21 protein-coding genes and 1 riboswitch are annotated in these 21,489 nt (G+C 44.2%); all 21 genes read left to right on the forward strand.

Features of this window, described 5'->3' with window-relative positions; translation table 11 throughout:
* Positions 1-61 precede the first annotated feature (61 nt).
* Positions 62-646: a hypothetical protein gene (locus BN162_RS17570; protein ID WP_051032495.1), complete on the forward strand. Its 585-nt coding sequence runs from the start codon at positions 62-64 to the stop codon at positions 644-646.
* 22 nt (positions 647-668) lie between these two features.
* Entirely contained in the window at positions 669-1,241 is a 573-nt protein-coding gene (locus BN162_RS17575; RefSeq protein ID WP_341871901.1) for a glycosyltransferase family 4 protein, read from the forward strand.
* Complete coding sequence (locus BN162_RS01685) at positions 1,207-1,875, forward strand: DUF1919 domain-containing protein (protein ID WP_020223321.1); 669 nt, start codon at positions 1,207-1,209, stop codon at positions 1,873-1,875. Before BN162_RS17575 ends, BN162_RS01685 begins: the two co-directional genes overlap by 35 nt.
* A 32-nt stretch (positions 1,876-1,907) precedes the next feature.
* Positions 1,908-3,200 carry an O-antigen polymerase gene (locus tag BN162_RS01690; protein ID WP_020223322.1) on the forward strand — a complete coding sequence of 431 codons (1,293 nt, stop codon included), beginning with the start codon at positions 1,908-1,910 and terminating at the stop codon, positions 3,198-3,200.
* Positions 3,197-4,369 carry an MATE family efflux transporter gene (locus BN162_RS01695; protein ID WP_020223323.1) on the forward strand — a complete coding sequence of 391 codons (1,173 nt, stop codon included), beginning with the start codon at positions 3,197-3,199 and terminating at the stop codon, positions 4,367-4,369. Before BN162_RS01690 ends, BN162_RS01695 begins: the two co-directional genes overlap by 4 nt.
* Positions 4,370-4,419: 50 nt before the next feature.
* Complete coding sequence (locus BN162_RS01700; protein ID WP_020223324.1) at positions 4,420-5,487, forward strand: NAD-dependent epimerase/dehydratase family protein; 1,068 nt, start codon at positions 4,420-4,422, stop codon at positions 5,485-5,487.
* A gap of 27 nt (positions 5,488-5,514) precedes the next feature.
* Positions 5,515-6,747: a nucleotide sugar dehydrogenase gene (locus tag BN162_RS01705; protein WP_020223325.1), complete on the forward strand. Its 1,233-nt coding sequence runs from the start codon at positions 5,515-5,517 to the stop codon at positions 6,745-6,747.
* 205 nt (positions 6,748-6,952) lie between these two features.
* Positions 6,953-7,672: a tyrosine-protein phosphatase gene (locus tag BN162_RS01710; RefSeq protein ID WP_020223326.1), complete on the forward strand. Its 720-nt coding sequence runs from the start codon at positions 6,953-6,955 to the stop codon at positions 7,670-7,672.
* Positions 7,673-8,305, forward strand: a complete 633-nt coding sequence (locus BN162_RS01715) for a lactate utilization protein (RefSeq protein ID WP_020223327.1) — start codon at positions 7,673-7,675, stop codon at positions 8,303-8,305. It abuts the gene before it with no gap.
* Positions 8,306-8,460: 155 nt separating this feature from the next.
* Positions 8,461-8,976 (forward strand): antiterminator LoaP, encoded by a 516-nt coding sequence (gene loaP, locus BN162_RS01720; RefSeq protein ID WP_020223328.1) that lies wholly within the window; start codon positions 8,461-8,463, stop codon positions 8,974-8,976.
* A gap of 82 nt (positions 8,977-9,058) precedes the next feature.
* Entirely contained in the window at positions 9,059-10,072 is a 1,014-nt protein-coding gene (asnA, locus tag BN162_RS01725) for an aspartate--ammonia ligase (protein ID WP_020223329.1), read from the forward strand.
* Between the two features lie 46 nt (positions 10,073-10,118).
* Complete coding sequence (locus tag BN162_RS01730; protein WP_020223330.1) at positions 10,119-10,616, forward strand: hypothetical protein; 498 nt, start codon at positions 10,119-10,121, stop codon at positions 10,614-10,616.
* 324 nt (positions 10,617-10,940) lie between these two features.
* Positions 10,941-11,042: riboswitch (purine riboswitch) on the forward strand.
* A 64-nt stretch (positions 11,043-11,106) separates the two neighbouring features.
* Complete coding sequence (gene purE / locus BN162_RS01735) at positions 11,107-11,604, forward strand: 5-(carboxyamino)imidazole ribonucleotide mutase (RefSeq protein WP_081587776.1); 498 nt, start codon at positions 11,107-11,109, stop codon at positions 11,602-11,604.
* Positions 11,605-11,618: 14 nt separating this feature from the next.
* Positions 11,619-15,344, forward strand: a complete 3,726-nt coding sequence (locus BN162_RS01740) for a phosphoribosylformylglycinamidine synthase (protein WP_020223332.1) — start codon at positions 11,619-11,621, stop codon at positions 15,342-15,344.
* Positions 15,341-16,366, forward strand: coding sequence for a phosphoribosylformylglycinamidine cyclo-ligase (gene purM, locus BN162_RS01745; protein WP_020223333.1), 1,026 nt, complete (start codon positions 15,341-15,343; stop codon positions 16,364-16,366). Before BN162_RS01740 ends, purM begins: the two co-directional genes overlap by 4 nt.
* Entirely contained in the window at positions 16,363-16,929 is a 567-nt protein-coding gene (gene purN, locus BN162_RS01750) for a phosphoribosylglycinamide formyltransferase (RefSeq protein WP_020223334.1), read from the forward strand. The genes purM and purN overlap by 4 nt, the downstream gene beginning before the upstream one ends.
* A 6-nt stretch (positions 16,930-16,935) precedes the next feature.
* Complete coding sequence (purD, locus tag BN162_RS01755) at positions 16,936-18,195, forward strand: phosphoribosylamine--glycine ligase (RefSeq protein WP_020223335.1); 1,260 nt, start codon at positions 16,936-16,938, stop codon at positions 18,193-18,195.
* A gap of 277 nt (positions 18,196-18,472) precedes the next feature.
* Positions 18,473-19,165: an AzlC family ABC transporter permease gene (locus BN162_RS01760; RefSeq protein ID WP_020223337.1), complete on the forward strand. Its 693-nt coding sequence runs from the start codon at positions 18,473-18,475 to the stop codon at positions 19,163-19,165.
* Positions 19,162-19,485: a branched-chain amino acid transporter permease gene (locus BN162_RS01765; protein ID WP_020223338.1), complete on the forward strand. Its 324-nt coding sequence runs from the start codon at positions 19,162-19,164 to the stop codon at positions 19,483-19,485. The genes BN162_RS01760 and BN162_RS01765 overlap by 4 nt, the downstream gene beginning before the upstream one ends.
* A gap of 104 nt (positions 19,486-19,589) precedes the next feature.
* Positions 19,590-20,264: a DUF969 domain-containing protein gene (locus BN162_RS01770; RefSeq protein WP_020223339.1), complete on the forward strand. Its 675-nt coding sequence runs from the start codon at positions 19,590-19,592 to the stop codon at positions 20,262-20,264.
* The gene (locus tag BN162_RS01775; protein WP_020223340.1) at positions 20,264-21,418 is read left to right on the forward strand and encodes a DUF979 domain-containing protein; all 1,155 of its coding nucleotides are present in this window, start codon (positions 20,264-20,266) and stop codon (positions 21,416-21,418) included. The genes BN162_RS01770 and BN162_RS01775 overlap by 1 nt, the downstream gene beginning before the upstream one ends.
* Positions 21,419-21,489 lie beyond the last annotated feature (71 nt).

The following is a 21,489-nucleotide window of genomic DNA, read 5'->3' on the forward strand; positions in this document are numbered from 1 at the left end:
TTCTAATTTCAAAAGAAAATATGAATAAGGTTATCTAATTAATAAAAAAATGGAGAATGAAATGAGAGTGTTTATTGCGTCTGAGTTTAGATGTCATATTTGTAATGGAGAGTATTATCTCACGTCGAAAGCATATTCTATTTATAAGCATTATTCGGATGCTTTCGGAGAAGTAGTTCTTTGCTCAAGATTTATTGAAATTACTAATTTGGAATCGAGTATGGTAAAGGTTAATTTTATTAGGGATATAATTCAAATCAAGAGCCTTAATAGTGCATTAATAGGACTATATGATAAAGATATTGAGAATAAAATTAGAAATTGTGATTTAGTAATAGGTCGTTTACCTTCTATAATTGCAATTCGTTCGTGTAAAATTGCAGAAAAAGTTAATAAATCTTACTTAGTAGAATTAATGTGTGACAGTTGGGCATCTTATTGGAATCATGGTGTTTCAGGTAAGGTCATTGCACCATATATGTATTTAAGTACTAAAAGCATTACATATAATGCTAACTATGCTATATATGTAACAGAAAAATACTTACAGAAGCATTATCCATGTAAAAATCAAAGTATTAATGCTTCAAATGTTACAATAAATGAAATTTCTAATGATATTTTGATTAACAGATTAAAAAAATAAAAATAAAGATAATTGTAAGGAATTGGCTATAATGACTAGCGCAGATATCGACTTATCATCTAAAGGTCAAAGGTTTGTAGTAAGGTCAATGGGAAAATTAAAAGCAATAGGAATTACAGTTACTTATTATCTTGCTGGGAATGGCAATCAACAACATTTATTACATGAGGCTGTAAAAGCAAAAGTTGAAAATCAAATTGTGTTTTTAGGATGGTTAACACAAGAGGAAATATTTAGCCAAATAGATAAAGTTGATATATATATTCAACCGAGTTTACAAGAAGGATTGCCAAGAGCAGTAATAGAAGCAATGAGTAGAGGGTGTCCTTGCATAGGGACGAATATTGCTGGAACTCCAGAATTATTAGATAAAGACTGTATTGTTAAAACTGCTTCTAGTAATGATATTGTAAGAGTGATTGTTAATATGCTTTCCAAGGGTTTAGAAAAATATGCGATACATAATTTTGAACGCAGTAAGGATTATTTAGAATCAACATTGAATGGAAGGAGAAATCAATATTTTAAAATAATTATTGATGAATTGAAGGAAATAAAATATGGAACAAACGATGATTCGTCGATTCACAATTGATAAAATGATTTCAATGACTGAAAAAATAGATAATATTTTTCTTAGTACTAAGCGTAGAAATAAATTGAACAATACAGACTTTTCTATAATATCAAATAATTGTTGGGGTGGGAGTGTCTATAGAAGATATGGTTTGCAATATAAATCTCCAACCATTGGCTTATATTTTTTTGCTGAAGAATATATAAAGTTTTTGATGAATTTAGAAATATCGATAAATTCAGAAATAAAAATTATAGACGCATATAAATCTAAATATGCACAAATATTGGAAGAAAAGCAGCAAATGAATGTTCCTATAGGTGTTATAAATGATGATATAGAAATTGTTTTCTTACATTATAAAACCAAACAAGAGGCTTATAATAAATGGATGAGAAGAGCAGAAAGACTGAATTTTGATAATCTAATTGTCAAATTCAGTGAAATGAATTTATGTAATGAGATCCATTTACATGAATTCGAACAACTTTCGTTTCACAAAAAAATACTTCTTACATCTAAATCTTATCATAATATACAGTCAGGAATTATTGTTGAAAAATATACTCATAACGGAGAAATAAGTAACGACACTTTGTACTATGATAGTTTTTTAGATTTGGAAACCTTTATAAATTCTGATGTTATATAGATTTACTCACAATAAATTGGAGAGCGATTGAAATGAAGATTAAAAAAGACATCCTCATAAAATACATAGTTATAATACTCAGTTTTATGGCTATTGAAGTGTTGATAATGAGTACTGATGGAATACTTATTCATATATTAGGATTAGTTGCTTTTTCAGCTGTTGCTATAATAATGAGTGATCTGGATTTAATGCACCCTTATACTTGGTTTTCGGCTTTTTTTTGTTTATATAGTATTGGATTTCCTATACTAACTTACTTAGGAAAAGAAAATCTTCGAGCAGCGTATAGCAAAGAATTAATGGTTATACAACTTTTAGCTTTTTTTGTAATTTTGTTTTGTATCGGCCCCCAAAAAAATACAAATGAACTAATTCGTGAAAAACACAATATTAACCTAGGCATATTTAATAAAATTTTATATGCAGGAATGATTTTTATTCTTTTAGGAGCTATTTTGTTCCTTGGAAGAAGTGATTTTGCTGGAAAAGCAAGTATATATGCTAGTGGTAATTTAATATTACTTGCCGTTTTTAGAATTCCTTTGATTTTAACAATGCTTTATACTTTATTGATAGTGAGTGCATGGATAAATACTAATAAAATATCATTTATAACTTTGATAATTACAGGCTTATCATTGCTAGGAATTACAATGTATTCTGGTGAAAGAGACTTTATCTTTAGATTTTTAATAATTAGCGTCATTTTTTTATGCTTTACAGGGAAGTTAAAGAAAAAACATTTAATAATGCTTGTTCCTTTAGCAATAGGCATACTTATTCTTTCAGACAAGTATAAGTATTTTCTTTCTACTGGTGTTATAAATAATTCCACAGAAAATATAATTTTACGACTGTTCTCAGGCGAATTTGAGTCAGCAGGAACAAATTTACAAGTTGTTATTAATAGTGGAATGAAATACAGTCTGGGTTTTGAAAGATATGTGTCAGACGTTTTATCTATATTTATACCTAATATAAGTAGTGTAACATCGTGGTTTACAAATACCTTTTACTTAGGAAATACAGTCCAATATGGATTCACACTCATAGGCGAAGGTTATGTAACTGGAGGAATTGTTGGCGTTATATTAATTAGTTGTATAGTTGGTTTTATCATTAAAATATTTTATAGAAATTTTAATAGAAGTATATATTGGTTTTCTGCTTATTTATATCTTATAACTGTTATAATTTATTCAATTCGAATGGATTTGGGGACAATTTTAGCTGCGATAGTAAAGCAAATTGGTTTAGTTCTTTTCATAGTAGTAATGATAGAACAAATTTCAAAAATTAAACCGGTGAGGTTGAAAATATGAAATTAAAAAAAGATTACTGGGTTGCCATTGCTTGTAAAATAATTGTTATATTAACTGAATTGATAATTACAATTTTTATTAATAGAGGTCTAGGAGTTATAAGTAAAGGTGAGTACTCTTATGTAATGAAGATAGTAGAAGTACTATACATTTTATGTAGTCTTGGACTAGGACAAACTTATGCAACTTTAAAAAAACAAGGTAAAGAGTACCTAAGAAATACTTTTATTTTCTTGGCTTTTTCTCAAAGCTTTCTTGTAATTATATTGGGGATGATAACTGTCAAATTATTTCATGTTGATTATGGAGAAGTAATTGTTATTTTTACAGCAATTTCAGTTTTAAAGTCAATTTTTTCAATGATTGCTGTGATAGAGAGAAATGTCTTAAGAAATATAATTCAAGTCTTTATTAATGTATGTTATGCAATATTCTTGGGTATTCTTTTTCTGGGGAAGATATGTTCGCTAAGAAATGTTTTCTTATGTTATGGGATAGCTGAAATTTTTAGAATAGTTATAATTTGTTATATTTATAAATTCAAACCATCTTTAAAAGGGTTAAATCAAAGAGTTATAAGGGAGATATATAAAGTTGGTTTTGTCACAATGATATTAATGGTGCTTATAACTTTAAATTATTCTATTGATACAGTAATGATTAGAAATATGTCTTCTTCATATTCGACTGGAATTTATAGTGTTGGTGTAAATTTTGCTTCTATGTTTTTAATGGTGCCAGATGCTTTTAAAGATGTTCTTTTTGGAGACGCCTCAAATAAAAAGTTTGATTATCATACTACTTATTCTATAATAAAAGTTTCTGTAAGCATTTTAATTTTAGGGATAGTAGTTTGGCTATTGTTTGGAAAATTTGCAATAAGCATTTTATACGGAAAGGTGTATTTAGATGCATATTTTGTAACAATAATTTTATTCTTTGGTTGCTTATCTTTGACTTTTTTCAAAATACTACAGCCTATATTTATTGCAAATGGTGATCAATCAACAGCATGTGCATACCTGTTTATTTCTGTTTTAGCAAATATAATTGCGAACTATTTCTTGATACCGACATTTGATTATTTGGGAGCATCAATAGCTTCTGTTATATCATATACTGTCTGTGGATTATTATTCTTGATAAATTATAAACGCAAAAGTCGATAAGGAATACACAAACTTAATTAGATATTAAATAAAAAAGGAGTATGATAAATATGGAAACATTTATAATAACAGGAGCTACAGGTTTTATAGGCTCAAATCTAGTTCTTAAGTTACTGCGAATGCATTCACTTGTTGACATTATTGGTATAGATAATATGAATGACTATTATGATGTATCATTAAAAGAATATCGTTTAAAACGAATTGAAGCTTGTGCTGCTGAATATCCAGATAGTCGTTGGACTTTCATAAAGGGGTCAATTGCGGATAAGAACTTAGTTAATAAAGTCTTTCAAGAGTTTAAGCCTTCAATTGTAATTAACCTGGCTGCCCAAGCTGGGGTGCGGTATTCGATCACTAATCCAGATGCCTACATAGAATCCAATCTCATTGGTTTCTACAATATTTTAGAGGCCTGTCGTCACAGCTACGATAATGGAGAATCTGGTGTGCAACATCTCGTTTATGCATCTTCATCCTCGGTATATGGTTCTAATAAAAATGTACCTTATTCTACCGAAGATCAAGTTGATAATCCAGTTTCATTGTACGCAGCTACCAAGAAATCGAATGAATTGATGGCTCATGCTTATAGTAAGCTTTATAACATTCCATCCACCGGGCTGCGTTTCTTTACTGTTTATGGGCCTGCAGGAAGACCGGATATGGCTTATTTTGGATTTACCAATAAACTGATCAAAGGGGAAACCATTGAGATCTTCAATTATGGAAACTGTAAACGGGATTTTACTTATATTGATGATATTGTGGAAGGAATCATTAAGGTGATGCAAAAACCACCTAAGAAACAGATGGGAGAAGATGGGTTACCTTTACCTCCTTATGCAATTTATAACATAGGAAACAATCATCCAGAAAATCTGCTTGATTTTGTAACCATACTTCAGGAAGAATTGATACGAGCAGGAGTATTGCCGAAAGACTATGATTTTGAAGCACATAAGAAATTAGTGCCGATGCAGCCTGGGGATGTCCCAATCACTTATGCTGATACAACGGCATTAGAACGCGATTTTGGATTTAAGCCGAGCACAAGTTTAAGAGAAGGACTAAGAAAATTTGCACAGTGGTATAAAGAGTATTATTTAGGGAAGTAGGAACTTCTTTTTTTATTGGAGGAACATATGAAAATAGCGGTAGCTGGAACTGGATATGTGGGGTTATCCATCGCCACATTATTAGCACAACATCATGAAGTATGGGCAGTAGATATTATTCCTGAAAAAGTAGAGTTAATCAATCAGAGAAAGTCGCCAATTCAAGATGTATACATTGAGAAGTATCTGAAAGAAAAAGAATTGAACTTGACCGCAACGTTGGATGCTCAAAAAGCTTATAAAGAAGCAGAGTATGTTGTCGTTGCAGCACCGACGAATTATGACAGTCAGAGGAATTTCTTTGATACTTCGGCAGTGGAAGCGGTTATTCATCAAGTCATGGAAATTAATCCGGATGCGTTTATCATTATTAAATCTACGGTGCCTGTAGGTTATACTAAGCAATTAAGGGAAAGCTTAAGAAACAAGAAGATCTTGTTCAGTCCTGAATTCTTAAGGGAATCTAAGGCATTATATGATAATCTGTACCCATCCCGAATTATTGTGGGGACAGATTTGGAAGATGAAAGTTTGACGGAAGCTGCGCATACCTTTGCGAAGTTATTACAGGAAGGCGCACTGAAGGAGAAGATTGAAACGTTATTCATGGGCTTTACCGAAGCGGAAGCTGTGAAACTGTTTGCGAATACTTATTTGGCACTGCGGGTGTCTTTTTTTAATGAACTGGATACGTATGCAGAAGTAAAGGGATTAGATACGAAACAGATCATTGATGGAGTGTGTATGGATCCAAGAATCGGAAGTCATTACAATAATCCATCCTTTGGTTATGGAGGGTATTGTCTGCCGAAAGATACCAAACAGCTGTTGGCTAATTATGCTAATGTGCCAGAGAATCTGATTGAAGCTATCGTTGAAAGCAATCGCACCCGAAAAGATTTCATCGCAGACCAAGTGCTGAAGATGGCAGGGTATTATGATGAGAACAGCAGTTGGGATGAAAGCAAAGAAAAGCAAGTGACAATTGGAATTTATCGCTTAACGATGAAATCGAATAGTGATAACTTCCGACAGAGTTCAATCCAGGGAGTCATGAAGCGGATCAAAGCCAAAGGGGCGAAGGTGATCGTATATGAGCCGACATTGGAAGCGGGAAGTACGTTCTTTGGCAGTGAGATCGTAAATGATTTCGAAGCGTTCAAGCAGAGGAGTCAGGCTATCATTGCCAATCGAGTGGATGATGTACTTCAGACGGTTATGGAGAAAGTGTATACACGAGATCTATTTCAACGTGATTAATAAAGTTAAGGTGGCCATATAGGTCACCTTGTTTTGTCTAGGGGATCAGTGAATACTTTTTTGTATTATATTAAGGATAGAAGTCTGGGGATGTTTTTGTCAAATTCAGTTGTAAGAAATGGGGAAGAAGTGATAAAGTTGTATGTATCAAGACTAAAAGCAGAGTCAGTAATTTAAAAAATTACTGCGGAAAGGAGAAGCTGAAATGATCAATAAACCTATTCTTCAGGGAACCCATAATACACGTGAGCTGGGTGGGTATCCGTTGGAAGAAGGCATGCAGACAAGGAAGAATCGATTCCTGCGCAGTGATTCTCTGTGCGGAATCACGTTGGAGGATCGGCAATTATTAAAACACAAAGGGCTTTCTCTGGTGATTGATCTGCGTTCGCAATATGAACAGGAACAATCGCCGGATCCCAAGCTTAGTGTACCGCATTTGAGCTTTCCGTTGTTGGATCAAGTCAATTCAGGGATGAGCGCGGCGGGTTTTCCATCCAATATGGGGGATGTGTATATCGGCTTGCTGGATCACAGTCAGGATACTCTCTGTGGGGTTTTTGAAGCGATGGCAGAAACAGAAGGCTGTATTTTGTTTCACTGTTCTGCAGGAAAGGATCGAACCGGGGTGACAGCGATGCTTTTGCTGGATCTGGCTGGGGCTGAAGAAGCGCTGATCATTGAGGATTATGCCGCTTCGGCGTTTAACTTGTATCCGCATTTACAGGATCAGATGGAGATGCTGCAAAAGATGGGTGTTAAGGATCCGGATGCTTTATTGGGATCACCGAAATCCAATATGATTCGGACTTTGGAACATCTAAGAAAAATGTATGGGACAGCTGAAAAATATTTAAGAAAGATTGGCGTAAGTGATGCTAAAATAGAAGTATTAAAAGCATCATTGCAGGAAAGGGTGGAATAAATGGATAAACACACACAAACACTGCGTTGGACGCAGATGCTGCAGGCAAAGAAAAAGCTGGAGGACCATCAGTTTCAAGTCGATTTGTTTCAATCTCAGGATGCATGTCTGCAATATTTAAAAGACTTGCTGAAAGACCAGGTGTCGGTCAGTGTCGGTGGATCGATGACGCTGTTTGAAATGGGAATCATTGACTTTCTGGAGAACAATTCGGAGATTCAGTATTTAGATCGGTATCACAGTGAACATCCGCATGAAATCTATCATGCAGCGCTGTCCTGCGATTATTTTTTGACCAGCACGAATGCGGTCACGCTCAGTGGTGAATTATACAATGTCGACGGCAACGGCAATCGTGTTGCGGCAATGATTTATGGTCCTGAACATGTCTTAGTGATCGCCGGTGCCAATAAGATTGTAAGGGATTTAAAAGCGGCGGAAGATCGGGTGAAAACGATCGCAGCGCCGGCTAACTGTGTTCGCTTAAATAAGGATAACCCGTGTACTAAGATTGGAGCCTGTGTGGATTGTCAATTGCCAACTCGGATTTGTTCAGCTGTGGTGACATTGCAGCGTTCCCATGTGCCGGGACGTATTCATGTTTTACTCATTAACGAAGATCTTGGTTATTAATTCGTACTTGGCGGCAGAGTAGGCCGCCTTTTCTTTTGGATGAGAGTGAAACAGAGTGCATAGCTTGTGAAAAAGGAAACAATACAGTTTGTTCCTTGACTTTTTAAAGTGAACTTTGTATCCTTTAAAAGATTCTTGTCGAAAGGGGAGAGCGCATGAACTGGTATGTACTGTTTATCCGCAGCGGAATGGAAGAGAAAATCCGAGATTTTTTTCTCAGTCAGGGTCTTCAGGCTTTTATTCCTAAGATGAAAGTCGTGTTCAGAAAACAGGGAATCTCCGAACTCGTAGAGAAAACGATGTTTCCAGGCTATTTGTTTATCGAAAGCGAGCTGGGACAAGTCGCGATGGATGAGCGGATTAAAGAACTGCGGCAGCAGAAAACCGGAATTGTCAAGCTACTTAAATTTGATAAAGAAGGGACCCCAGCGCTGCGCAGCGAGGAAAAAGAATATCTTGAACGTCTGCTGGGCAAAAATAAAGTATTGGAGCATTCCACCGGTCTGATTCAGGGCAATCAGGTCATCATTACCGAGGGTCCGCTGCAAGGCTTCGAATCGCAGATCGTTAAGATTGATCGGCATAAGCGTCGGGCGGTGTTGGAACTGGAATTGTGTGGTCAGCCGACACGCGTCAGCGTTTCCTTGGAAATTGTTCAGAAGATTGATTAAGGCAGGAAAATTTCCTGTCTTTTACTTTTGTTCCAGTCAGGATACTGGTATAATAAAAGACAGTTTTGAAATGGGGGATACCATGTCGATAGAACACTGCATACTGCCTGAGCATTATCGCTCACTGCTGAATCAAAAAGAAACCCAGCTTGCCATCAAGCTGGTCAAAGATACCTTTGAGCGGAAACTGGCTGACAACCTGCGCTTAATTCGTGTCAGCGCCCCGCTGTTTGTAGAAGCTTCCAGCGGTCTCAATGACAACCTGAATGGGGTTGAACGTCCGGTTCATTTTGATGTGAAGGAAACACAGACTGAAGCGGAAATCGTGCATTCGCTGGCGAAGTGGAAGCGGCTGGCCCTGCGACAATACGCGTTTGAGCCGGGTGAGGGACTATATACGGATATGAATGCGATCCGCCGGGATGAAGATCTGGATAATCTGCACTCGATCTATGTGGATCAGTGGGATTGGGAAAAGATCATCCTGCGTCCGCAGCGGACCTTAGCTCAGTTGGAAGAAACCGTGCGTCTGATCGTCCGGAGTTTGAAGGAAACGGAAGAAACACTCTGTTCACAGGTGCCGCAGATCACGCCGATCATCGCGGAAAAAGTGACGTTTATTACTTCTCAGGAGCTGTTGGATCGTTATCCGTCGCTGAGCGCAAAACAGCGTGAAGATGCGATCACGAAAGAATATGGTACAGTGTTTATCGAACAGATCGGTGATCGGCTGAGTGATGGAAAGCCGCATGATGGCCGGGCTCCGGACTATGATGACTGGAAGCTCAACGGTGACTTGCTGATCTGGGATGCGGTGTTGGACAGAGCCATGGAAATTTCGTCAATGGGCATCCGCGTGGATGAGGCCAGCATGATCGATCAGCTGAACAAAGCCGGCTGTCCTGAACGCTCCGTGCTGCCGTTTCATCGGGCATTATTAGCTGGGGATCTGCCGTTAACCATGGGCGGGGGCATCGGACAGAGCCGCATCTGTATGTTGCTGCTGCATAAAGCTCATATTGGTGAGGTTCAGGCTTCACTGTGGCCGCAGATCATGCGCAAGCTGTGTCATGACAATGGGATTGAGCTGCTTTAAGATCGGATTCAATCTTTAAAAGCATTAAAGTAAGGAAGGAAAACCTATGGAAATATTTAATTTAATTTTGCTTGTCTTTTTTGCCGCTGCCTGCGTCTGGCTGATTCGGATTCTGCTGCGTCAGAAGAAAGCGATTGAGATTTACTGCTGCTTCTGGACGGCGTCGCGGATCATGATTCTGATCGCGGCTTCGCTTTGCTTTCTGCCGTTTTTAGCTCTCGATTTCAGTCCGATGACGATTCTGCGTTCCGTGCTGATGGCCGTGGTGATCATCATGTTCGCACTGATTAGTGACGGATTGGGCAGTGAAGGATTCATGTATATGGGCAGCTCAGTTCCGTTTGAAGCAATCACAGAATATGATGTGAAGGAAGTTAAGAATAAGTGTAAAGTCGTCATGACCGTCAAGGAAACGGATAAAAAAGGCAAAACTTCCTTAACGCAGCTGACCTTTGATTTTAAGAAAGAACAGAATGAAGAAATAACCCGCCGTTTAAAAGCGGCAATCGGCAAGAAATACCGCAGAATGAAGCTGGAGCGTTAAACTCCGGCTTTTTTGTTACGCTTTTTCAAATGAATTTGAAAGGGTCCTGCTGCTATGAGGGAGCGATGCGAATAAAGAAGACGAGGAAAAGATAAGGGGAGAATGCTGACTTTCTTGATTTTCTGCCAGTCGTCTGCCTGATCCTTTGAAATTTAAGTAAAATCTCAACAAAACCAAAGAAAAAGCCTTTTTTTGCCTGCCTGTTTATGGTATTATATCCGCGTGAAAGGTGACTGGTGAGCAATGAGAAAAACAGGCATTTCCATGAAGGATACTTTTCATAAAAATCAAGAATAAGCATGGGTGTTTTGCACCTGTGTTTTCTTTTTGACGGCTTCATGATTTTGTATAATCGTGGGAATAAGGCTCACAAGTTTCTACCTTGCTGCCGTAAACGGCAAGACTACAAAACGAAGGCTTTTTTGTTTTTGTTTTGTAGACATTGGAGGTTCTCTGATGTCTTTTTCTATTTCTAAATTCAAGGAGGAGTATGAAAATGGAAGAAAAAGCAGTTGTTGGGATTGTTATGGGTTCGATGAGCGATTATGAGGGAAACGTTTCATCAACCTGCGAAACCTTGGAATCCTTAGGTATTCCGTATGAAAAGATTGTACTGAGCGCTCACCGCACTCCGGATGAAACGATCGAATATGCCAAAACCGCCTATGATCGCGGTCTCAAGGTGATCATTGCGGCAGCGGGAGGCGCGGCGCATCTGGCCGGAGTCATTGCCGGCTGCTCAACACTGCCGGTCATCGGCATCCCGATGAAAACCAGTACGCTCGATGGATTAGACAGTTTGCTTTCAATTGTCCAGATGCCGGCCGGTGTTCCGGTTGCGACCGTTGCGATTGGCAAAGCCGGATGCAAAAATGCTGCTTATTTGGCCGCAACGATGCTGGGCGCTTTTGATCCACAAATGCATAAAAAGATCGAAGATCATAAAGCTCAGATGAAGAAGAACGTCTTAGAAAACATGAAATTTTAGAAATGGAGAAAGCCATGAGTTTAATAAACAAGCGCATCTTTGTTGAAAAGAAAGACCGCTTCCGTACGGAGGCGCAGGATCTGTTGAATGAATTAAGCGAAAATCTGCAGCTTCAGGCGCAGGGACTGCGTCTGTTCAATATTTATGATATCTTTGATATTGACAGCGAAGATTATGCTAAGGCCAAGAAAACCGTTTTTACTGAAGTCATGACCGATACGCTCTATGAAACGCTGGATCTGGAAGCCAAGTCGGTTATCGTTTGGGAAACGCTGCCGGGGCAGTATGATCAGCGGGCCGACAGTGCCATGCAGTGTGTCAAGCTGCTGAATCCCGCGTCAAACTGCCGGATCACGACCGGCAAGCTGATGATCCTGGAAGGGGAAGTCAGCGATGAAATGTTGAAGAAAATCGAAGCCTATGTCATCAATCCGATTGAATCCCGCGTGAAGGATCTGTCGAAGCTGGCGATTGATCAGAACGTTGATGTTAAGCCGCTGCAGCAGTTCCCGCATTTTATTGAGATGGATGCCGCCCAGATCGCCGCGTTTGTCGCAGAGCAGGGATTAGCGATGAGCGAAGCCGATCTGACCTTGGTGCAGCACTATTTCCGCGACGAAGAGAAGCGCAATCCGACAGAAACGGAAATTCGCGTTTTGGATACCTATTGGTCGGATCATTGCCGGCATACAACCTTTGAAACCTGTCTGAAAAGCGTTAAGATTACGACAGAGCGGTTTGGCGAGCAGATTCAGCAGGCCTACCAGCGTTATCTGCAGCTGCGCACAGCCTGCGGTCGGGATGAAAAGCCGCAGACGTTGATGGACATGGCAACGATCAATGCCCGCGATCTGCGCCGTCAAGGCAAATCGCCGGAAGTTGAGGTCAGCGAAGAAATCAATGCCTGCAGCGTCTTTATTGACGTCGATCATGACGGACAGCCTGAAAAGTGGCTTTTGATGTTCAAAAATGAAACACACAATCATCCGACCGAAATCGAACCCTTCGGCGGTGCTTCTACCTGCATCGGCGGTGCGATCCGTGATCCGTTAAGCGGACGCAGCTACGTCTATCAGGCCATGCGTGTCAGCGGCTGCGGCAACATTTTGGAAAAACTGGATGAAACGATTGCCGGCAAGCTGCCGCAGAAAGTCATTTCCAAAAAAGCCACGCATGGCAATTCCTCCTATGGGAATCAGATCGGTCTGCCGACAACGCATGTCCGTGAGATCATTCATCCAAGCTATGTCGCCAAGCACATGGAAGTCGGAGCGGTGGTCGGTGCGGCCAAAGCGGAAAATGTCGTGCGCCAATCTCCGCAGGCGGGCGATGTTGTCATTCTGTTAGGCGGCAAAACCGGACGGGACGGCATTGGCGGCGCTACCGGTTCTTCCAAGGAACACAATTTAAAATCGTTGGAGGTCTGCGCCAGTGAGGTACAGAAGGGCAATGCGCCGGAAGAGCGGAAGATTCAACGGTTATTCCGTAATCCGGACTGCACCTGTTTAATTAAAAAATGCAATGATTTCGGAGCCGGCGGCGTCTGTGTAGCGATCGGCGAACTGGCTGATGGGCTTGAGATTCATCTCGATCAGGTCCGGACTAAATATGCCGGTCTGAACGCAACGGAAATCGCGATCAGCGAAAGTCAGGAACGTATGGCAGTGGTTGTTTCAGCAGCGGATGAAGCGAAATTCATCACCTTGGCCGCGGAAGAAAATCTGGAAGCATACCGCGTGGCAGAAGTGACGGATACCGGCCGCTTAATCATGAAGATGAATGATCAGACGGTCGTCGATCTGGCGCGGAAGTTTATTGATACCAGCGGTGTCCGCCAGCAGGCCGATGTTGAAATTGCGACCTTGGAGGGAGCGAATCCGTTTGGCACGGATACGCCGTTAGGCAAGGAAGCGATTCTGACCATGATGGCTCAGCCGAACGTCTGCTGCCAGAAAGGGGTGGGCGAAATGTTTGACGCCTCGATTGGATCCACGACGGTGCTGATGCCGTATGGCGGCAAGACGCAGCTGACACCGGCTCAGGCTTCGGTGCAGAAATTGCCGGTCCTCGACGGCAAAACAACAACCTGCAGCATTCTGACCTATGGCTTTAATCCGCGGATTATGGAATATTCGACCTATGTCGGAGCGATGGACAGCGTGCTGGAATCGATGGCTAAGACCGTTGCCTGCGGCGGAGACTTTGAAAAGATTCATTTCTCATTCCAGGAATATTTTGAACGACTGAATCAGGATCCACAGCGTTGGGGTAAAGTCACTGAAGCGCTCTTGGGGGCGATGCAGGTGCAGGATTATTTCCAGAAAGCGGCGATCGGCGGCAAGGACAGCATGTCCGGAACCTTCAATGACAAGCATGTCGTACCGACGCTGATTTCGTTTGCCTGCTCGGATGGTTCGGTCCGCAACATCATCACGCCGCAGTTAAAAACACCGGGCAATCGTCTGGTTGCCTTCAAGCCGCAGATCAGTGCTGAGGGTCTGCCGGATTTAGCCAGCTACAAAACAATGTTTGAGGCGGTTCGTGAAGGAATTCGTCAGGGAACAATTCAATCGGCCTATGTCGCAGAAGAGGGCGGTATTCTGGCAGCGCTGTTCAAGATGAGCTTCGGCAATCGTCTCGGCTTTGAAATCAGCGGCGGCAACGAACTGCTGCAGCTGCAGCCGGGGTTGATCGTGGCGGAGGTCACGCCGGAATTTAACGATGAACGCGCCGCTATGATCGGTCAGGTCATCGCCCAGCCGCTGTATCGAATCAATGAATTGGAACTGACTCAGGAAGAAGTGCTGGCGTCCTGGATGGGAACGCTCAGCGCACTCTATCCGGTTTACAGCAAGGGCGAAGCCACGACACTGCCAGTGCGGGATAAAGCAAGTACGCATCCGTATCGCTGTGAACAGCCGAGTGCGGAAGTCCGCGTTTTGATTCCGGTTTTCCCAGGCAGCAACTGCGAATATGATACCCGCCGGGCCTTTGAAGAAGAAGGGGCAAACGTCACCATCTTCGTTTTCCGCAATCAGAATGAACAGGCGATTTTCGATTCGATTGATCAGATGGCTGCCTTGTTGGACAACAGTCACATTCTGGCGATCCCAGGCGGCTTCTCAGCCGGGGATGAACCGGATGGATCGGCGAAGTTCATTGTGAACATCTTACAGAATGAGAAGATTAAAGCCGCGGTAAGCCGGCTTCTGAAACGCGATGGGTTGATCCTGGGCATCTGCAACGGTTTCCAGGCGCTGATCAAGTCCGGCCTGCTGCCGTATGGCGAGATCCGCACACTCAATGAAACCAGTCCGACGCTGACCCGCAATCATATTAACCGGCATATTTCCAGTGTCGTGAGAACCCGGGTTGCCAGCACCTGCTCTCCATGGCTGCAGGGAATGGAGTGCGGTGAAGTGTATTCGATTCCGGTCAGCCATGGCGAAGGCCGGCTGGTCGCAGACGAAGCGATGATCAATCAGCTGTTTGCCAATGGCCAGGTGGCATTCCAATACTGCGATGAAAACGGCTCGCCGACGATGGATCCGAAAGCAAACCTCAACGGCTCAGACTGGGCGATTGAAGGTCTGGTTTCTCCAGACGGCAAGGTGTTAGGAAAAATGGGTCATTCCGAACGCTTCTTTACGGATGTCTTTAAAAATATTGACGGAGAAAAGAAACAGAATATTTTCGCCAACGGGGTAAATTACATCCGGGGCAAGGGAGGAAAAGCATGAGTACACAGTATGAAAAGGCCGGCGTTTCGTTAGAGGCTGGATACGAGTCGGTTCGTTTGATTAAAAAACACATTGAAAAAACCCGCCGCTTCGGCATGATGGGCGGCATCGGCAGCTTCGGCGGCCTGTTTGATCTGAGTGCGCTGAACATGAAAGAGCCGGTGCTGGTCAGCGGCACAGACGGAGTCGGGACGAAGCTGAAACTGGCCTTTATGATGGATAAGCATGATACCGTTGGACAGGACGTCGTCGCGATGTGCGTCAACGATATCATCGCCCAAGGCGCCCAGCCGCTGTTTTTCCTGGACTACATTGCGGTTGGCAAAAATCATCCGGAGAAAATTGAACAGATTGTCAAGGGGGTAGCTGATGGCTGCGTGCTTGCCAACTGTGCTTTGGTTGGCGGGGAAACGGCGGAAATGCCGGATATGTATGACGAAGAAGATTATGATATCGCCGGTTTTACGGTCGGGGCTGTAGAGAAATCCCAGATGATTACCGGAGAGAAAACTAAGGCCGGTGACATCGTGATTGGACTGGCTTCCAGCGGTGTCCATTCCAACGGCTTCTCCTTGGTCCGCAAGATTGTCTTAAAAGACAATCAGCTTGATCTGAACACGAAGTTTGACGAATTGCAGGACTCCCTGGGAAATACATTGCTGAGTCCGACGCGGATTTATGTTCGTCCGGTGCTGGAAGTCTTGAAAAGCGTGGATGTTCATGGCATCGCCCATATTACCGGCGGCGGCTTCTATGAGAACATGCCGCGCTGTCTGAATCCGGGATTAGGCATTGAAATCCATCGCGGAACCTGGGAAGTGCTGCCGATTTTCCATGTTCTGCAGAAGCTCTCAGGCATGGAAGAAAAGGAAATGTACAATGTCTTCAATATGGGAATTGGCATGATTCTCGTTGTGGATCCGAAGGATGCGGAGGCCACATTGGAAATTTTGGCTGCTCAGGGTGAAAAGGCAACGGTGATCGGGAAGGTGACCAGTCAGGAAGGAATTGACATTCAATGAAGAACCTCGCGGTCTTTGCTTCCGGAACGGGAACGAATTTTGAAGCGATTGCCGATGCGATTGAGGCCGGTCAGCTGAAAGCGAAACTGACGCTGGTCGTCGTGGATAAACAAAACGCCCCGGTCATCGAAAAAGCACGGCAGCGCGGCATTGACGTGTTTGCGTTCAATCCGAAGGACTATTCGTCCAAGCCGGATTATGAACGGGAAATCATTGCGCAATGTCAGGCGCATCATGTCGATTTTATCGCCTTGGCCGGATATATGCGCTTGCTTTCTCCATTAATGTTAGAGGCTTACGATCAGCGGATCGTGAACATTCATCCGTCGCTATTGCCGGCGTTTAAAGGCAAGGATGCCATCGGGCAGGCGATTGATTATGGCGTTAAAGTTATGGGCGTGACGATTCATTACGTCGATGCGTCGATGGACGGCGGCCGGATTATCGCGCAGCGGGCCTTTGCCGTGCAGCCGCAGTGGAGCAAGGAAGAAATTGAGGCGCAGGTGCATGCGATCGAGCATGTCCTGTATCCGGAAACATTAAAAATGCTGGTGGAGGAATAAACAGGTATGGCAAAAGTATTGGTGATCGGCAGCGGCGGACGGGAACACGCGTTAGCTTGGAAATTTGCGCAGAGTCCGCAGGTTGAAAAAGTCTATGCCGCTCCGGGTAATCCGGGGATGGCGGAAGTTGCCGAATGCGTGGCGATCGGCGTACTGGAGTTTGACAAGCTGATTGCGTTTGTGAAGGCTCAGGCAATTGATCTGACGTTTGTCGGACCGGAAGTGCCGTTATGTGAGGGCATTGCCGATGCCTTTGCGGCCGCGGGATTGACGGTCTTTGGTCCTAGCCGTGCGGCAGCGCGGTTAGAGGGAAGCAAGGCCTTTGCCAAAGCCATGATGAAAAAATATGCGATTCCAACCGCAGCTTATCAAAGCTTCTCCGATTATGATCAGGCGAAGGCATATCTTGAGCAGCAGCCGATGCCGATCGTGCTGAAGGCCGATGGTCTGGCTGCGGGCAAAGGTGTAATCATTGCCCAAACCCAGGCCGAGGCGCAGGATGCTTTAAAAGAGATGATGTGCGGCGGATTGTTCGATCAGGCTGGGGCAACCGTTGTCATCGAGGAATATCTTGAGGGAGAAGAATTCTCCCAGCTGGCCTTTGTCAATGGGACAACCGTCATTCCGATGGAGATCGCGCAGGATCATAAGCGGGCCTTTGATCATGATGAGGGGCTGAATACCGGTGGAATGGGCGCTTATACACCAGTATCGCATTTGTCCAAAGCCGTTGTTGAAGAAGCGATTGAAAAGATCGTTAAGCCGATGGCGGCGGCCATGGTACAGGAAGGCTGTCCCTTTACCGGAATTTTATATGCCGGCTGCATGGCGACGGAGCGCGGCGTGAAAACGATTGAATACAATGTCCGCTTCGGCGATCCGGAAACGGAAGTGCTGATGATCGCCCTGCAGGATGATCTCTATGAAATCTGCATGCAGGTGCTGCAGCATCAGACCCTGCCGCTGCATTGGTCGAAAGAACCGGTGCTGGGCGTCGTGCTGGCCAGTCAGGGGTATCCGGAAAGTTCAACGAAAGGTGCGAAGGTCAGCAATCTTGAGCAAGTGGATGCGACCGTCTTTCATATGGGAACGGCGATCGAAAACGGACAGCTGGTGACCTCCGGCGGACGAGTGCTGTTTGTCGCTGCGCAGAGGCCGACGCTGAAGCAGGCGCAGGCTGCGGCGTATGCCGAAATTGAAAAAATTGCCTGCGATGCGCTGTTTTACCGTCATGATATCGGGGCGCGGGGACTGCAGGATTGTTGACAGCGAACCGGCTTTGCGGTACACTAGCAATACTGTAAGGAGGCCATCATGACGAAATCGAAGAAAACATTTCAGAAAATCATGGTGATCGGCTTGATCAGTTTCATCTGTTTGATGATGATTCTGAATACGATCCTGATGTTTTAAAAAGATACGCATTCACAAACAGGAAGCGGACGGGATAAGACAAAACTTCCGCTTTTTCTCTATTTGCGGCTTGGATCCGTTTTTCGGCCGAGCAAAGCCGATTCATTTTACGAAAAAGGGGGGATAAAGGATGGATCAAACTAAAAAAGAGGCTTTGGGAGCCTCGCTGGCAGTCTTTCCCGGCTATCTAGTCGTGGGTATCGCTTTCGGTCTGCTTGCCCAGCAGCACCAGATCAGCTGGGGCTGGGCTGTGTTAATGAGCGTTGTTGTCTATGCCGGCTCGATGCAGTTTGTCGGAATTTCGCTGATCGCCCAAGCGGCCAGTCCGCTGCAGGTGATCTTCATGACGCTGGCCGTCAATCTGCGGCATCTGTTTTACGGTTTTTCATTTCTGCAGGAATTTGGCGAGCGCGGCCTTCGCCGGCTGTATCTGATTTTTGGACTGACCGATGAAACCTACGGCTTGTTATGTCAGAAAAAGCTGGAGAAAAGGGCGGCGCCGCAGCGGCTGTATTTCTGGATTACCTTGCTGGATCAGCTGTGGTGGATTTGGGGAACGCTGATCGGAGCGGCGGTCGGTTCGGTTATTCCTTTTGATACAACAGGAATTGACTTTGCAATGACCGCGCTGTTCTTTGTTACCTGCCTGGATCAGCTGAAATCGGCCAATACGCCGATCCCCACGGGGATTGGACTGATCAGTGCCGTGGCCGCGCTTGTTTTCTTCGGCGCTGACGGCATGATTCTGCCGGCTCTGGTGATGATTGCAGCGGGCTTATTGGGCGTGCGGCGAACGTTGCAGCGAAGGGGGCTGATCCAATGAATCCTATTCTGATTTCAATTTTGTTGATGGCTGCGGTCACCTTCCTGACACGCTGGCTGCCCTTTGCGGCGTTTCGCCCCGGTCAGCCGATCCCCAAAACGATTGCTTATCTGGGGCAGGTCTTGCCGATGGCGATGATGGCGATGCTGGTGGTGTATGGCCTGCGTACTGCTTCGTGGCTGGGACCGTACCATGGGACGCCGGAACTGCTGGCACTGGCGCTGACCGGCTTCATCCATCATTGGAAACAGAACAGTCTGATGAGTATCGGCTGCGGTACATTGTTTTATATGTTTCTCGTCCAGCAGATCTTCCGTTGAAAACAGACTGCAAAATGCAGTCTGAAACGCATGAAAATTTTCAATGCAAGCTTTGAGGGAAATCTGGTATAATGGGAATACTCTAAAAGGGAAAGGAATGGATTATGGAATACTTGAAATTAATCGGCATTCTGATCATTGTGGTTGGATTTGCCTTAAAGTGGGACGTCATTGCGGTCGTTTTAATCTCTGGTTTAGTTACTGGACTGGTCTCAGGCCTGAATTTTATTCAGATCTTGGAGATTATGGGGAAATCGTTTGTGGATAACCGTCTGATGTCGATCTTTTTGATCAGCTTTCCGGCGATTGCCTTGATCGAACGCTACGGCATGAAGGAGAGGGCCGCGGAATTGATCGGCAAGATCAAAAACGCAACGGCCGGCAAGGTCTTGTCTATTTATATGGTTGTTCGAATTTTGGCTTCGGTGATGTCAATTCGATTAGGCGGTCATGTGCAGTTTGTCCGGCCGCTGATTCTGCCGATGAGTGAAGCGGCAGGGCAGACCGCCATCAAAAAACCGCTGAATGAAAAGCAGCGTGAACGGATTAAAGGTCTGGCCGCCGCGGTTGAAAACTACGGCAACTTTTTCGGTCAGAACATTTTCTTAGGTAACAGCGGCGTTCTGTTAATTCAGGGGACTTTGGCTGCGGCCGGATATGAAGTAACGCTGGGTTCAATTGCGCAGGCTTCCATTCCAGTTGGAATCGTTGTCACCCTCTTTACAATCATCCAGGTCTTATTGGCTGATCGCAAGCTGAAAAAGGAGGTGCAGGCATAATGGATTTAAAAACAGTGCTGAATTGGGGCAGTGAAATCATTTTCTGCCTGTGCGGACTGGTCAGCTTTAACGCCGCGTGGCGCGGGCTGCAGAACGAGAAGTGCCGGATCGGTACGTTTGCTTTTTGGACAATCCTAGGTTTAATCTTTATTCTAGGGCCTTATCTGCCCTATGCTCTGACAGGCGCTTTGCTTCTGGTGTTGGGCTGTCTGACGGCGGCCAAACAAGTGCAGATGGGGAAATTTGTTCCTTCAGAAGCGGCATTCCGCAAGGCGCAGGCGGATAAGCTGGGCAACAAGATATTCCTGCCGGCGATCACGATCGGCGTTGTCGCCCTGGTGCTGTCGATGCTGAAATTTTCCGGCAGTTCCCCGGTCATTTCGTTTCCGTTAGTTTGGGGCTTGATTCCGGCTGCGGTTTTGATCGTCTGGGCCGGTTTGAAGTTTGTAGGTGCAAAGAAGCTGGAAGCTCAGGCAGCCCGCAAAGCGCAGCGTCAGGCTGGGCAGTTAGCGATTGCCGGTGTGATTTTAGCTGTGGTGACCTTCATCTTGTCACAGCTTCAATTCACTGTTGCGGAAGGAGGCGTGTCGTTTCCATCCGCTCTGGCAATTGGTTTAGCTTCGATTTTAGCTTATCTGATCGGTGTGGCAATCACTAGGCCGAAGTTTGCGGATACGCGGGATGATACTGCGCGGCTGTTGATGACGGTGGGGGCTGCCAGCCTGCTGCCGCAGCTGTTAGGTGCTTTGGGCTCAGTCTTTACAGAAGCCGGCGTCGGGGCAGTCATTTCCGGCATCATGGCGAATGTGGTACCGCAGGGCAGTATTGTTCTCGGCGTCATTGTGTATGTAGCCGGAATGGTGCTGTTTACGATGGTGATGGGCAATGCCTTTGCGGCGTTTTCCGTCATCACCGTCGGAATCGGTGTACCGTTTGTCATTCTGCAGGGCGGAGATCCGGCGATTGTCGGGGCCTTGGGCATGACGGCGGGTTTCTGCGGGACACTGATGACGCCCATGGCCGCTAATTTCAACATTGTTCCGGCAGCCGTGCTGGAAACGAAGGACAAGTATACGGTGATCAAGGCTCAGCTGCCGATGGCGCTGGTGATGATCGCCGTGCATGTTATCCTCATGCTGGTGCTGGCTTTCTAAATTCAAGTATTTCTCAGCATCTTTGCGTAGGGTAAAATCGCAGATTTTGAAGTAAAAAATACACAAGGAGG

Source organism: Holdemania massiliensis AP2 (assembly GCF_000327285.1).
Lineage (GTDB): Bacteria > Bacillota_I > Bacilli_A > Erysipelotrichales > Erysipelotrichaceae > Holdemania > Holdemania massiliensis.